The 13,573-nt window shown below is 34.8% G+C and carries 13 protein-coding genes; 8 read left to right on the forward strand and 5 right to left on the reverse strand.

Annotated features, from left to right (window positions below; all coding sequences use genetic code 11):
• Positions 1–72: 72 nt before the first annotated feature.
• A complete protein-coding gene (locus tag VB264_RS17865) occupies positions 73–1,449 on the forward strand; it encodes a hypothetical protein (protein WP_323251492.1) in 1,377 nt (458 codons plus the stop codon).
• Positions 1,450–1,554: 105 nt separating this feature from the next.
• On the opposite strand, the gene VB264_RS17870 is transcribed toward VB264_RS17865, so the two are convergent.
• Positions 1,555–3,294, reverse strand: a complete 1,740-nt coding sequence (locus VB264_RS17870; RefSeq protein ID WP_323251494.1) for a sensor histidine kinase — start codon at positions 3,292–3,294, stop codon at positions 1,555–1,557.
• A 38-nt stretch (positions 3,295–3,332) separates the two neighbouring features.
• On the opposite strand from VB264_RS17870, the gene VB264_RS17875 reads away from it, so the two are divergent.
• Positions 3,333–3,974 carry a response regulator transcription factor gene (locus VB264_RS17875; protein ID WP_309915855.1) on the forward strand — a complete coding sequence of 214 codons (642 nt, stop codon included), beginning with the start codon at positions 3,333–3,335 and terminating at the stop codon, positions 3,972–3,974.
• Positions 3,975–4,155: 181 nt separating this feature from the next.
• Here VB264_RS17875 and VB264_RS17880 read toward each other — a convergent pair whose 3' ends face one another.
• Entirely contained in the window at positions 4,156–5,091 is a 936-nt protein-coding gene (locus VB264_RS17880) for a metallophosphoesterase family protein (RefSeq protein WP_323251497.1), read from the reverse strand.
• A gap of 107 nt (positions 5,092–5,198) precedes the next feature.
• On the reverse strand, positions 5,199–6,134 hold the full coding sequence (locus VB264_RS17885) for an ATP-grasp domain-containing protein (RefSeq protein WP_323251500.1): 936 nt from the start codon (positions 6,132–6,134) through the stop codon (positions 5,199–5,201).
• A 361-nt stretch (positions 6,135–6,495) separates the two neighbouring features.
• Here VB264_RS17885 and VB264_RS17890 point away from each other — a divergent pair, with 361 nt between their 5' ends.
• From VB264_RS17890 to VB264_RS17900, 3 genes are all read left to right on the forward strand, one after another.
• Positions 6,496–7,182 carry a response regulator transcription factor gene (locus VB264_RS17890; RefSeq protein ID WP_309915847.1) on the forward strand — a complete coding sequence of 229 codons (687 nt, stop codon included), beginning with the start codon at positions 6,496–6,498 and terminating at the stop codon, positions 7,180–7,182.
• 64 nt (positions 7,183–7,246) lie between these two features.
• On the forward strand, positions 7,247–8,080 hold the full coding sequence (locus VB264_RS17895; protein WP_309915845.1) for a UDP-2,3-diacylglucosamine diphosphatase: 834 nt from the start codon (positions 7,247–7,249) through the stop codon (positions 8,078–8,080).
• A 12-nt stretch (positions 8,081–8,092) separates the two neighbouring features.
• Positions 8,093–9,256: a glycosyltransferase family protein gene (locus VB264_RS17900; RefSeq protein ID WP_323251503.1), complete on the forward strand. Its 1,164-nt coding sequence runs from the start codon at positions 8,093–8,095 to the stop codon at positions 9,254–9,256.
• Positions 9,257–9,354: 98 nt separating this feature from the next.
• Here the strand turns inward: VB264_RS17900 and VB264_RS17905 are convergent, their stop codons facing one another.
• Positions 9,355–10,629, reverse strand: coding sequence for a ComEC/Rec2 family competence protein (locus VB264_RS17905; RefSeq protein WP_323251505.1), 1,275 nt, complete (start codon positions 10,627–10,629; stop codon positions 9,355–9,357).
• A gap of 278 nt (positions 10,630–10,907) precedes the next feature.
• Here VB264_RS17905 and VB264_RS17910 point away from each other — a divergent pair, with 278 nt between their 5' ends.
• Together VB264_RS17910 and VB264_RS17915 are read left to right on the forward strand one after the other, a co-directional pair.
• The gene (locus VB264_RS17910; RefSeq protein ID WP_323251507.1) at positions 10,908–11,783 is read left to right on the forward strand and encodes a pirin family protein; all 876 of its coding nucleotides are present in this window, start codon (positions 10,908–10,910) and stop codon (positions 11,781–11,783) included.
• Entirely contained in the window at positions 11,780–12,085 is a 306-nt protein-coding gene (locus VB264_RS17915; RefSeq protein ID WP_323251509.1) for a response regulator receiver protein, read from the forward strand. The genes VB264_RS17910 and VB264_RS17915 overlap by 4 nt, the downstream gene beginning before the upstream one ends.
• Positions 12,086–12,142: 57 nt before the next feature.
• On the opposite strand, the gene VB264_RS17920 is transcribed toward VB264_RS17915, so the two are convergent.
• Positions 12,143–12,670 carry a C40 family peptidase gene (locus VB264_RS17920; RefSeq protein ID WP_323251511.1) on the reverse strand — a complete coding sequence of 176 codons (528 nt, stop codon included), beginning with the start codon at positions 12,668–12,670 and terminating at the stop codon, positions 12,143–12,145.
• Between the two features lie 340 nt (positions 12,671–13,010).
• Here VB264_RS17920 and VB264_RS17925 point away from each other — a divergent pair, with 340 nt between their 5' ends.
• Positions 13,011–13,373, forward strand: a complete 363-nt coding sequence (locus VB264_RS17925; protein ID WP_323251513.1) for a DUF4180 domain-containing protein — start codon at positions 13,011–13,013, stop codon at positions 13,371–13,373.
• The last annotated feature ends 200 nt before the right edge of the window (positions 13,374–13,573 follow it).

Consider the following 13,573-nt stretch of genomic DNA (forward strand, 5'->3'; position numbering starts at 1 on the left):
TCAAGTTTGGGTTTTATGACTAGTTTTGTACAATACCTTATTATCAAAACACATTTCAAACTTTCTATCTCTATGAAAAATATCAACTTTGGTATTCTCCTATTGTTGTTTTCTTTGTTAAAATTCTCTACAGTGACTGCTCAAGTACAATTTGAAACCTTTTCGTCTTTTGACAAAGCGCTAGTAAAGGCTAAAAAAGACAAGAAACTCATCTTTGTGCAAATTGCTTCTCCGAGTTGTGTCCAATGTAATGACGTAGGTCAAAAAGGGCTTTCAAGTCCTGCTTTAAAAGAAAAATTTGACATTAATTTCATTTCTCTTTCTATCAAGTTTGACGATGAGATATACAAGCAAATCATCGCTAAAACTAATTTGGGTAGTTTCTCGATGGGTTCATTGTTTTTAGATAATGATGGCTATGTTTTACAAAGACTAGGCTCGACATCATCTAGCCCAATTATGTATTTAGAAATTGCTGATAAAGCTATTGCACTATCAAAGAATAATACGCTTAAAGAACTAGATATGCAATACGCCAAAGGCGAAAGAAATAAAGATTTACTAAAAAAACTTATTCAAGAAAAAAGTGCTGTCAATTTTGAAACCTATCATTTGGTGGATGAGTACATCAATTTGAATAATATCAATGAGCTTTCTACGATTGATAATGCCCGTCTAATGATTGAACAGGGTTTACCACTCAATGGAAAAGCAAGGAAAATATTGTATGCACTTTTTACAACTAAAACGATTGATAGCCTTTTCTTTACCTATTCTTTGGAACAAAGGATTAAAATTAATAGTAGAGTAATAAGTGCTACTAGAAATATTGCGAAGAAAGATAAGGATAGAAATTTAGCGATGCAGCTAAGTAGCTTTATTACATCAACCTATGCAAAAGAGTATGAAAAAGGTCGGTTTTATGGACAGTCTTATTTAAATAACTTTTACAAGGACATTAAAGACACAACCAATTTTTTACAAAATGCACAAAGTTTTTGTGACTATACTTTAATGTCTTTATCTGTGGATACGTTGAAAAAAAGAGAAGAAAAAGAACGTAATACTATGTTTACACAAAGGAGACAATCACAAGGTGTTAATGGGTTAACGTCTTTTTCTTATACTCCACATTACTTAAAATATGCGGAAGAGTTAAATAATATTTCATTTGATTTTTTTAAATACACCAATGATTTAGAAAAGTTAGTAAAAGCTTTAAAATGGTCGAAAAGAGCAATTGATATTTATGAAGCACTTAGTCCAGATGAAAGCTTAAAACAAAACTCAAGCATGATGGATACCTATGCTTGTTTATTATATAGATTAGGGAAAAAGGATGAAGCGATAGAATGGGAGACAAAAGCAATAGATAATTTAAAAAAGCAAGGTTTTACTACCAGTAATTTAGAAAGTACCTTGAATAAAATTAAGACAGGTGTTTTGTAAAGGGCGATTATTAAAATATACTTTCGTTTCTATTAGCGAGTGACTTAAGTCACTCGCTAATAGAAACGAAAGTATATTTTAATAAAATGTTCATCATAAATACCCTCAAACAAAAGGAATAGCAATGGTTACCGACGTGCCATCTGATGGTTCTGAATGAAGATTAATGATACCATGTAAATAATTTACCCTTGAACGAATATTGTTCCAACCATTATTTTCGGGCTGAACATTGCCATCATCAAACCCTTTTCCATCGTCCTCTACAGTAATAGTCAATGTTCTTTCTTCCTGATATACAATCTGAATCAATATTTCTGTCGCCTCCGCATGCTTTAGGGCATTCGTCATCAATTCCTGAATAATCCTGAAAATCATTAAACTACTTTCAGGAGAAATTTCAAATTCTTTGCCAAAATGTTGAAAGATAATATTAGGCGAAATACTATTTTGCTTCAATATCAAATCATCTATCGAACGAATTAGCCCAAATTTTGTAAGGGCATTGGGTTGTAAATTACTCGATATTGTACGTACTTCATCACAGGCAACATCTACCATTTCTGCAATCTGCTCTTTAGAAGTGGCAATATTTTCAGTTTGAAATTTAATTCTAGAAAGCAAAGTACCAAGCCCATCGTGAAGTTCCTGCGATATTCTTACTCTTTCTATTTCTTGGCCGCTAATTAATGCCCTTAGGGTTTCTATCTGTATGTTTTTCTTTACCTTCTCGGCATCTAGTTTGTTAAAACGTTGCCGACTAAGATAAGCATACGCCAATACCCCAATAAAAAATATAGCTAGAATAATTAACACGATATACATTTGTTGCCTTATCAAGAGTTTATCCAATTCTATGTCTGCAAGCTTTTTTTCTAAGGCAATTTTAGCAACAACCATCCGCTGTTTTTCTAATAAATTATTTTCACTAAAATCCCGAACATCACTTTCCATTTTTGAAAAATATAGCTCCTCCGTGGTCTGTCGAGCTTTATTCATAAACTCATATGCTTTCAGGTAGTTCTTTTTTTTCAAATAATAGTTTTGTATTTCATAGTAAATCTCCTTTTGTAGCTGTATCAAAATAGTATTGCTCTCCACAATTTTCTGACTCTCCAATAGTGCGTCTAGCCTTTCTTCCTGTCTGCCTAGCGCATCCAAACACTTAGATTTCACATACAGTGAAAGTGCCTCCAGCCAGTCGATTTGTAGTTTTTTTCCTACTTCATAACTTATTTCAGCATGTTTTAGCGATTCGTCATATTTTTTAATACGGTAATAATAATCAGAGTAGGAAGAATGTAGCCTTCCTTCGTATGCCTCATCTTTTACCTCTCTATTAAGCATTTCAACCCTATCGAGTATTGCTTTTACATTTTTAAAATTATTCCCATGAATATCAATATTGGCTAAATTAACTAAATGCCCGATTTCGCTGTTGGGCTGTTTCTTTCTTCTGAAATAATCAACTGCACCTTTAATGTATTCCTTTGCATATTCTTTAATAAAAGGCCTATCCATAAAATAAGAGCCTAATGCTCCCCTGATATTATAAAAACTAGCAGAATCTTTCATTATCTGAAAACACTCCATACTTTTACGGAGGTTCGTGAGTGGAGAATAATTGAGTCCATACTGTTTCTCCTCACTTTTGGCATAACTCCAATAAGTGTAAGCTAGCCCAAGTGTATCTTTCCTATTTTGATATTTCACCAGCATTTCATCTAGCTGTGCTTTCGTATAATTTTTACTTAAACTAGGGTACTCATCTTGGGAGATTGCTAAAGAAACCTTGAAAAGCAAAAAAAATATTGTTATTTTAGGGTATAAAAAATATTTCTTCATATCAGTTAAATATACATTTGCCAAATATTAATCACGTAATGGTACGCATTTTATTAGTTGATGATCATAAAATTTTTACTGAAGGTGTTGCTTCACTGTTATCGACAGAGGCAGACTTTCAGGTGGTAGGAGAATGTAAAACAGCGAAACAAGTTAAGACTTTTTTACAATCAAATAGCATTGATGTGGTTTTGCTAGACATCAACCTTGGGGAAGATAGTGGGCTAGATGTTTGTAAATTCATTTCAGACAATCATCCGAAGGTAAAAGTCTTGGCGATGTCGATGTATAATGATGAGAGTTTTATCACTAAAATGATTAAAAACGGTTCGTCGGGATATATTTTGAAAAACACTGGTGGAGAAGAGCTTCAAAAAGCCATCAGAACGGTATATGAAGGTAATACCTACCAAAGCGAGGAGGTAATGAATATCATCATGAGGGGGTTAACTCGTCAGAAACAACAAGAGAAAAGTCTTTATCAAATTCGTTTTACGCGTAGAGAAAGAGAAATACTCGACCTTATCGGGAAAGGCTTAACCACGAAAGAAATTGCTACTGCACTCTTTATTAGTGATAAAACTGTAGAGACTCACCGAAGTAATTTATTAGCAAAATTTGAAGTAAAAAACGTAGCAGGTTTGATTAAACTCGCTATTGAATATGGGTATTTGAAATAATGAGTGAGTGAGTGAGTTGTGATTTAGTGAATGAGTGAATTGTGATTGAGTGATTATATTAGTTGTGAATTGTGAGTTAGTGAATTATGAATTTGTACTTAAATAAAATTAATAATAATCACTAAATCACAACTCACTCAATCGCTAAATAATATAATCACAACTCACTCATTCACAACTCTTAATAGCTCACATATTGATTAGTAAAAGAGCCATCATCGTATAAATCAATTACAGCATAGCCTGCTTCTGTATGCTGATATTTTCCAAACCACCAACGACCCGATACAGCACCATTACAACAGTAAGAAACACCATTATAATCAACACGGTCGCTTAAATGTATATGACCTGACACCGCAAGCTTTACATTTTTGTGGTGATGAAAAAGTTCTGCAATTTGTTTAGAATCTGTGTGCATCCAACTCCCTGGCACTTCCCATCGTCCATCTTTTTCTTTCATGTTATTACCATCAAAAAAAACACAGGCCGCCAAAATAGGAATATGCGATATTACCATCGTTGGTTTATTGTCAGGCAAAGCTTTCAGGTCTCTTTTTAACCAATCGAATTGTTCTTCATCCAAATTAGCCGTGTACCACGAGCCATCCTTCTTTTTCTGAACGCTATCTAGCATCACAAAATGCCAATCGTTATTGTCAAAGCTATAATAAGGCTTGGCTAGCCCCATTTCGTCCATTGCCCATTTTTTCCCATCTTCAAAACTACTTTGGCTATCGCCCTCGCAACAAATATCATGGTTGCCAACGCTATGAAAAACAGGCAATGAGTTTTCAGCTTTCAGGACATCATTAAATAAATCCCACTGCTTTTTTACATTTCCTTTTCTGTGTTTATGAGCATCCATCACACAGTCGCCAGAATTGATAATTAAGTCGGGCTTTACTTCATTTTGAATATGGTGTAAACATCTTGCAAAACCTTTAGAAGAATTCACTAAAGGAATTGCTTCTTCGATGTGTACATCAGTGATATGAGCCACCCTCAATACTCTTTTAGGAACAGTTGGTTTGTCTTCTTGTGCTTTTACTAAATTCGGAATGGATAAACCGCCAGCAATAAGCCCCAGCTGGCGAAGTAAATCACGTCTTTGCATCTAATTACAGTTTGGTTGCGCAAAGATGGGCTTTTAAGATAACCTCTTAGTTTTCTGACAATTAAGCCTTTGTAAACTTTATCTATTGTTTGTAAAGGAATTGTAAACTAAGCCATTTCAAATTCAATAGGTTGGTTATAGGCTATTTGAGTGACTAATAAAATTCTACGAAAGAGTTCTTTCAAGTCAACACCTTCGTTTTGAGCAATACTTGGCAAAAAACTACGGGCATCCAAATTAGGCATTGTATTGATATCTAATACATAAATCTCACCATTATGAATACGGATATCTGTTCTAGACATTCCTTTTATTTTCATGGTTTTGTGTAATGTCAATACTTTATGCATGATTTCCCTTTTGATGCTTTCTTCAATGTCAGGATTCAGTATTTTTTCGGTTACTCCATACGATTGTCCCGCTATATATACCTCACGGTCGTCATCAGGGCGAATTTCTAAAGGCGTCAATGCCATATAGTCTGTTCCATTTTCGTTTGGAATTACGCCAACCGTAAATTCACGACCTGTAATATAAGGCTGTATGATATAGTTTTCTTTTTCGAGTAATTCCTGATAAGGTATTTCAGAGGCATCAAAAACTAGCATATTCAGGTGTAAACTTCCCATTCGGTGTTTTACGATATAACGTTCGTATTCTAAAGTAGCTACGTCGCCCAACTGGATAATAGGAGGCGTTTTTACATCAATTTCTTCACAGATTTGTGGAAGATTCATTTTATCCTTGGCAAGTATCTGTATCTCATAAGTACTGGCTGTATGTTTGATGGCGTGGCTATCTAACCAACGAGCAATATCTGCTTGACCAGCTTCACCGAAACCATAACATACATTAAAAACCATGTCGAATTGTTTCAGAAAATCTGCAAATTCTGTCGTAAAGCCCACAAAATGTGTTACATAAGGGTAATAGTTTTCGGGCGTAGCTTTTAGGAAAGTAGCGATGGTACTTCCGAAAATATTTTCTTTCCACGGCGTAAAGGTGGAGTCAGAATAAAGAAAAATGAGTTTTTGGGCTGACATGATTTCGTGATTAATATTAGAAATCGAAAATAATACGCTCAGGAATATTCTATGATTATCAGATAATTATGGATATGTTAATTCTCTGTTATTCTTTAATCCTTTACGAAATCATAAAGTGCTGTTAATGATACGGTTACATTGAAAATGTATTTTTGCCTAGAACTTAAAACAAATCATCTCATGCAAAAAGCAAGACGTTATCTGACCGTTTTTCAACGCAATTTTACTTGGTTTATGACATCTATGTTTGTTTCATAATAAACATAAAGAAAGCATAATTCAACCTTAACACTGAGATAATCTTGAAACAGTAAGTTTGACTAAATTTTTGAATCAAACAGTTTTTAAGATTATAAATATGATTGACCTATCGCTGAAAATCTTGTTGGTTGACGACGACCCAGATATTTTAGAATTACTTGAATACAACCTCCAGAAAGAAGGTTTTCAAACACGTACTGCCGAAAACGGTCTTCAAGGTATTCAAGTGGCACAAGAGTTTTTACCAGATATGATTTTGATGGACATTATGATGCCCATCATGGACGGCATAGAGGCTGGGCGTATTATTAAGCAATCTAAAGAATTAAAGAATTCTTACCTTATTTTCTTGACCGCCAGAACAGAAGAATATTCAGAAGTAGCAGCTTTTGATATTGGTGCCAATGATTATATCATCAAACCTGTCAAACCAAGGGCTTTGATTAGCAGGATAAAAGCTGTTTTCCAAAGAAATATTGCTGATACTGTAGATGAAGAAAAGGTGGTTTTAGAGGATTTGATCATCAATCGCCAGAATTATTCTATTGCCGTAAAAGAATCTTCATGGACTTTACCTAAGAAGGAATTCGACTTGCTGATGTTTTTTGTCAGCAACCCTAATAAGGTATATACGCGTGACGAAATTCTTTCAAGTGTTTGGGGAAAAGGCATTCACGTAACTGAACGTACGGTAGACGTACATATACGTAAGATTAGAGAAAAGATTGGGGAAGATTATATCCGCACTATCAAAGGAGTTGGTTATTTATTCTCAAGAAACTAAATCCTTAACAATCCTTTAATATTCTAGCAATCATAGGGTTAAAGTAAAATTACAATTTTGGTTTATGAAAACGCCAAAACAATATAAAACCGTCATCATATCTGATGTTCACCTAGGCTCAGAAGGTTCAAAAGCTAAAGAAGTAACTGCTTTCTTGAAGAGTATCTCGTGCGAAACCTTAATTATGAATGGCGATATTATTGATGGCTGGCAACTCAAAAAGGGTGGTTCATGGAAGAAAAAACATACTGCTTTTTTTAGGGCTGTATTGAAAATGATTGAGAACCATAATACTAAGGTAATATACCTGAGAGGTAACCATGATGATTTTCTAGACCAGATTATTCCTTTTCAGTTAGGTAAATACTTCACTGTTCAGCGCGACTATATTCTACAGTCGGGCACAAAGAGTTACCTTATTACACACGGAGATATTTTTGATTCGGTTACCTCACAAATGAAATGGCTTGCCTATTTAGGTGACATTGGTTATACCTTTTTATTATCCATCAATAAACTGTATAATCAATACCGTAAGTGGAGAGGGTTTGAATATTATTCTTTTTCACAGAGGATTAAGCAACGGGTGAAAGAGGCTGTAAATTATGTATCGGATTTTGAAGAGAAATTGACGGAGTTAGCCCGAGCAAACCATTGCGAAGGTATTATTTGCGGACATATTCATAAACCAGACATTCGCCTTATTCAGGATATTACCTACATGAATTCGGGCGACTGGGTGGAATCGTTAACAGCATTAGTAGAAGACTATCAAGGGAATTGGGACTTGCTCTATTTACTCCAAAATAGTCTAGATTTAGAAGAAGAATTATCAGATGAATTAATAGATTCTGAGGCTATGAAAACTGCCAAAGGAATTTTTATGAGTATCTCTTAAAATATACCCAATATGAGTAAGTATCTATTCGTAGTACAAGGTGAAGGCCGTGGACATTTAACGCAGGCTATTTCCCTTTTTGAAATACTAACGGCTGCTGGGCACGAAGTGGTTTCTGTAATGGTGGGTATGGAAGATAAACATCATATCCCTGCTTTTTTCAAAGAAAAAATTACTGCTCCAATCAATACTTTTCCTGCTCCTAGCCTAGTTTATGGACAAACCAAGGCTGTAAAAGTATGGGATACGATTAAAACGCACCTTTTACAGCTTAGAAAATACCGTAAAAGTATTCAGTTTTTGGCAGATGAGGTTGAAATGCATCGCCCTGATGTTATCGTGAATTTTTATGATATTATCTGTGGATTGTATGCACAATTCCACCGCCCGAATATTCCTGTAGTTTGTGTAGGGCATCAATATTTGTTATTACACAATCAGTTTGTTTCATTGCCAGACAAAAAGATAGACCGTTTTTTATTAAACCTCAATACACATCTTACCTCTTTAAATTCAACTAAAAAATTAGCTTTGTCTTTTGTAGAAATGCCCGAAGACAAAGCTAAGCATATTGTAGTAACGCCACCACTTTTACGAAGAGAAGTAAAAGCATTAACGCCTACAGTAAAACCCTATTTCTTAGCTTACATCACTCACCATAAATTGGGTGAAGATATTATCAATTGGCATTCTGAACACAGAGATGTGGAAGTACATTGTTTCTGGAACAATCCTGATTTTGGGAATGAATGGCATTGTCAAGAAAATCTTACTTTTCATCAGGTAAATGCAGAGAAATTCTTGAACATGATGCAAAACTGTTCAGGGTTAGTTTGTACAGCAGGATTTGAATCTGTTTGCGAAGCCATGTATCTAGGCAAACCAATCATGATGGTACCAGTGCCAAATCATATCGAACAGCAAATAAATGCCTTAGATGGCGAACGTGCAGGGGCTGGAATTGCAGACACTACCTTCAATTTCTCACGTTTTATTGAATATGTGCCAACCCACCAAAGTATTAGCGACGTCTTTCAGGCTTGGCAAGGGCAAACTGCACAAGTATTCTTGAAAAACTTAGAAGAAGTAGCTCAGAAAAAAGTGGAAATTTATACGTTCAGAAGAACCTCGCAAATAGGGAGATACTTTCGCAGGTCTTTGGGTTCTACTTTATAGAACACAAAGACCTTCATTAACAACGGTTGATACCCCAAAACTAGCGTTCTCGTTCTGTCCAGACAATATTTTTTATGGGGCTATCCTTTTAGGACATACTATTGACATTGAAATGGACCAAAAGCTTTTTTGATATTGAGTTTATTGTCTATTGTTTCTGCAATTAAAACATAGAATGTTTCTCCTCCAGGCAAAACCCTTACAATGGTATGTCCAAACATACTTTTAAAACCATCGGTAAACCAAAAACCTATGGTTGCTTTAGTAGCTTCTTGGATATTGGTCGCAAAAAGATTCTTTTTCCCTTGATAAATATGGTCTGAAATAAGTCTATGGACAACTTCTTCTCCGGGATGATTGCTACTCCAAGTTTGTTCTACGACTACTTGAGGTTGTAGATTCCTGAGGAAATTTTCGTTAGTAGCATCTCTGCAACCATGATGATCTAAAGTAGTTACTTCTACTTTCCCAACAGCTTTGGAGATAGGCGTTTCTACATCAAACCATGTTGGTAAACCATACCCTTGCAAGCCTGTATTATCACCTCCCGTAAAATAATCAAACTTACCATAAGACAGCTTGATGGCAAGACTCAAAGGGTTTTCGTTGAATCTCTTTTTGGCATCTAAAACACTATCTGCCGTAAAGAACTCAAAAGTTTCGTTTTCATTACCTGTCCAAATAGTACCATTGGCTTTTACTCCCCGAACCTTAAAATTGGGATACTTTGATGGATTGTTTTTTAAAACTATTTGGTCAATTGCTCCTACTTTCAATTGTTCGCCGATTAGTCCATTGCGTTGTTTTTGGAACTCAATGAATTTTTGTAGATTCAAGAAAATACTTGGTTCATTTTTGTATGCAACTTTTAAATCAGTCGGGAAATTATTGTAGGGATAATTCCTATCAATCAACTTTTTGATGGGTACTAAATCACCCACTTCAGTTATGCCTGATAGTTTATACGCTCCATTAGAGGCTGTTTTAGTGCCAGCGTTGATAATACCCATGTGGTCGTCGTGATAATGAGTAATCAGGGCATAATCTATTACGGGTTTGCTAGGCATTACTTGTTGAACATAATCAACAATCCATTGCCCAGCGGTTTTAGTATTGTTAGGATAAGGCAGCGTATAAGTAAATGGCCAGCTATTTCTCCGAAAAGCAACATCCCCGATATCTCCAGCATCCACAATCATCGTAGTTCCATCAGGCAAAGCAAAGAATGTCGAAACGCCACTTCCCGTAACAATATGATGAATATCTAAATAGCCTTGATGCCATTGAATATTGGTGGTATCTGGATTTATTTGTGCTTGAAGCCTAGTAATGGACGCACAAAATATCAACAAGAAAAATATGTAAGTTTTCATCGATATTGTATTAGGTTATTGGGTTGAATGATGTGTATAAAGCAATCTAATTATAAAGAAGAGAGTAGCTAAGTTACGCTTCAATTTGAGAAAGCCTTTAACATAGTAGTAAATTATATCTTTTTCTTTCATATTTCTAAATGATGAAATTATGATAGCGTTAATTTTGTAGGAAAAGAAACGCTTATAAATAAACAATCATTAAATATCTTGTCCTAGTTCAATGTTTCGGAAATATTGGCACAGTAATTTTGACTCAAGAAAAAACAAACACGACGATGGACAGAAAGACATTCATACAAAAAGGCATTACAGGTACTGGTATTTTTGCGGCAACTGCGGCTTTGGGTAATGTAATCAAAAACGATATAGATGAGTTACAAGAATTGGATATTATCGGGTTTAATCATATTCCTAATACCCCTTCTAAAATACTAGAAAACTCTGTTTTGCATAAGGCTGATTCTCGTGGACATGCCAATCATGGCTGGTTAGATAGCAATCATACTTTTAGTTTTGCTAATTATTACAACCCAGAACGCATGCACTTTGGCGTGTTGAGGGTTTTGAACGACGACCGTGTGGATGCTGGTAAAGGCTTTGGCAGACATCCGCATGATAATATGGAAATTATCTCTATTCCCCTTGAAGGGAACTTAGAGCATAAAGATAGCATGGGGAATGTGGCGGTAATCAAGCAAGGAGATATTCAAGTAATGAGTGCAGGAACAGGCATTTACCACTCTGAATACAACCAAAGCCAAGATAGCTTAGTGAAATTCTTGCAGATATGGGTTTTCCCCAATAAAAAGAACGTTACGCCACGTTATGACCAAATTACGTTAGATACAAAAGACAGGCACAATAATTTACAACAAATATTATCACCCAATCCAGAAGATGCAGGCGTTTGGATTCACCAAGATGCATGGTTTCATTTAGGAACATTTGATAAAGATTTTGAAAAAACGTATCAAATCAAGAAAAAAGGGAACGGCGTATATGCGTTTGTGTTGAAGGGAAGCTTTGATATTGAAGGCTTCGAGGTAGCAAACAGAGATGGCTTTGGTGTTTGGAATGTGGATAGTCTGAAAATAAAAGCGATTAGTCAAGATGCTGAAATATTATTAATGGAAGTACCGATGTCGATATGAAAAAATTTGAAATTTTAGTAATCGGAAGAAATGTTGAAATCCATGAAGTTGTACTGCGATTAATCAACAAAAATGAAGCTTGGTTGGCAACAGGAGCATTAACAGATGAAGAAGTATTTGCGATATGCGAGGCAAAAAGCTTTGATATGGTCTTACTAGGAAGCGGTATAGCAGAGGAGTCGGAGGAAATCCTCAGAGAATATTTTAACAAGCTTAATCCTCATCTACCAATTGTACAACATTATGGTGGTGGAAGTGGGCTGTTATATTGCGAAATTCAACAGGTTTTTGAAAAGATTTAGTTAAGAAATAAGCACAGTATTAGTTAGAATAAAATCTAATCACCAATTACTCATTTATTAATTCTTAGCATTTTTTATCTCTGGCGTGTGCAAAACACGCTTGATGCCCATAAATCTTTTTTGATAATAAGCGGCATCTAAATAATCATAGCGAACACCACCGTTCCAAGCTGAGTGAATAAACTTAATATATTTGTCGGTTACTTCGGTAACAATCCCGACGTGACCGACTCTTTTTCCCTTCGCATTATGTCCTTTGAAGAAAATCAAATCACTGGGCTGAGCTTCCAATCTTGATACTGAATATCCTAATAGACTTTGAGCAGCGCTACCATGCGGTAAAATCATGCCAAAATTCTGGAAACAATAGCGGACAAATCCTGAGCAATCAAAACCTTTTTTAGAAGTTCCACCCGAGCGGTATCTTAAGTGAAGATGGTCGTTAGCAAAATCGAGGAGATTATTTACAGTACCTAGCGTGGTATGTGAAGCTTTATTTTGAGTGGAATCTTTTGGTAAAAATTGCCCAAAGATAATGGATTGAAATCCTACACAAAGTATGGTAAATAAGACCTTTTTCAGCATAATTCTCTGTTTAATATCTAAATACTGTAACCAAATTAGCAATAAAACTTTAAAAACCAAAATTCTTGTCTTAATTAAATCCTATTTATCATAACGTCATTAGGTGGTTTTACGTATAAATGTCTTTGAAATATGCTGTTTTATTACCTTTAATGAGCCTCTACCAACATATTAATGATAAAAATTATCAGAAGCAGATAGTCTGCTTTTAGTAAACCATTTATGAATGTTTTATTGGAAAACTCTTCGTTATGGCTTAATTTTCGATACATTTTTTGACTTAAGTTTCGTGCAAAAAAACAAATAAAAAACCTTATTAATCTATTTAGCATCGATAAAAATGGAAATAAAAACACATGAAGTAAATACTACGAAAATAGCCGAGGTAACTGAAGATTATATTTTTATTAATAATGCCCAAGATGGATTAGATTTATTAGGAAACGTATACTATCAGGGCTTTGACAACATCATCATTCATCAGAAAAACATCACTCCAGATTTTTTTGATTTAAAAACTGGCATTGCGGGTGAAATACTTCAAAAGTTTTCAACTTATCGTGTTGCGTTGGCTATCGTTGGAGATTTCAGTCACTATACCAGTAAAAGTATCAAAGACTTTATTTTTGAAAGTAACAAAGCTGGGCATATTAACTTTGTTAATAGTGTTTCGGAGGCTTTAAGTTGTCTTGGTAAGGAATGATATTGACCCAAGATTTGGCATAAATGGAAAAAATATGAAAAAACTATTCGTTGTAAAATTACTCATAATCTTATGTTTAATTTTACTCTACCCGATGTTTTTTATTAAATATTGATAATGAGATAGTTGTATTTGAATCCACCGAGTAAATATATTCAAAAGCTCTTCCCAGATTTTCAAAAATCCTTGATTGATGTTTC

It is taken from the genome of Arcicella aquatica, assembly GCF_034928825.1.
GTDB classification, from domain to species: domain Bacteria; phylum Bacteroidota; class Bacteroidia; order Cytophagales; family Spirosomataceae; genus Arcicella; species Arcicella aquatica.

What these genes read in the sequence shown, in the direction of transcription:
- VB264_RS17880 (WP_323251497.1), bottom strand. Translation starts at nt 5,091, where the DNA reads ATGCAAAGACGTGATTTACTTCGCCAGCTGGGGCTTATTGCTGGCGGT.
- VB264_RS17885 (WP_323251500.1), bottom strand. Translation starts at nt 6,134, where the DNA reads ATGTCAGCCCAAAAACTCATTTTTCTTTATTCTGACTCCACCTTTACG.
- VB264_RS17905 (WP_323251505.1), bottom strand. Translation starts at nt 10,629, where the DNA reads ATGAAAACTTACATATTTTTCTTGTTGATATTTTGTGCGTCCATTACT.
- VB264_RS17890 (WP_309915847.1), top strand. Translation starts at nt 6,496, where the DNA reads ATGATTGACCTATCGCTGAAAATCTTGTTGGTTGACGACGACCCAGAT.
- VB264_RS17875 (WP_309915855.1), top strand. Translation starts at nt 3,333, where the DNA reads ATGGTACGCATTTTATTAGTTGATGATCATAAAATTTTTACTGAAGGT.
- VB264_RS17925 (WP_323251513.1), top strand. Translation starts at nt 13,011, where the DNA reads ATGGAAATAAAAACACATGAAGTAAATACTACGAAAATAGCCGAGGTA.
- VB264_RS17915 (WP_323251509.1), top strand. Translation starts at nt 11,780, where the DNA reads ATGAAAAAATTTGAAATTTTAGTAATCGGAAGAAATGTTGAAATCCAT.
- VB264_RS17895 (WP_309915845.1), top strand. Translation starts at nt 7,247, where the DNA reads ATGAAAACGCCAAAACAATATAAAACCGTCATCATATCTGATGTTCAC.
- VB264_RS17865 (WP_323251492.1), top strand. Translation starts at nt 73, where the DNA reads ATGAAAAATATCAACTTTGGTATTCTCCTATTGTTGTTTTCTTTGTTA.
- VB264_RS17900 (WP_323251503.1), top strand. Translation starts at nt 8,093, where the DNA reads ATGAGTAAGTATCTATTCGTAGTACAAGGTGAAGGCCGTGGACATTTA.
- VB264_RS17920 (WP_323251511.1), bottom strand. Translation starts at nt 12,670, where the DNA reads ATGCTGAAAAAGGTCTTATTTACCATACTTTGTGTAGGATTTCAATCC.
- VB264_RS17870 (WP_323251494.1), bottom strand. Translation starts at nt 3,294, where the DNA reads ATGAAGAAATATTTTTTATACCCTAAAATAACAATATTTTTTTTGCTT.
- VB264_RS17910 (WP_323251507.1), top strand. Translation starts at nt 10,908, where the DNA reads ATGGACAGAAAGACATTCATACAAAAAGGCATTACAGGTACTGGTATT.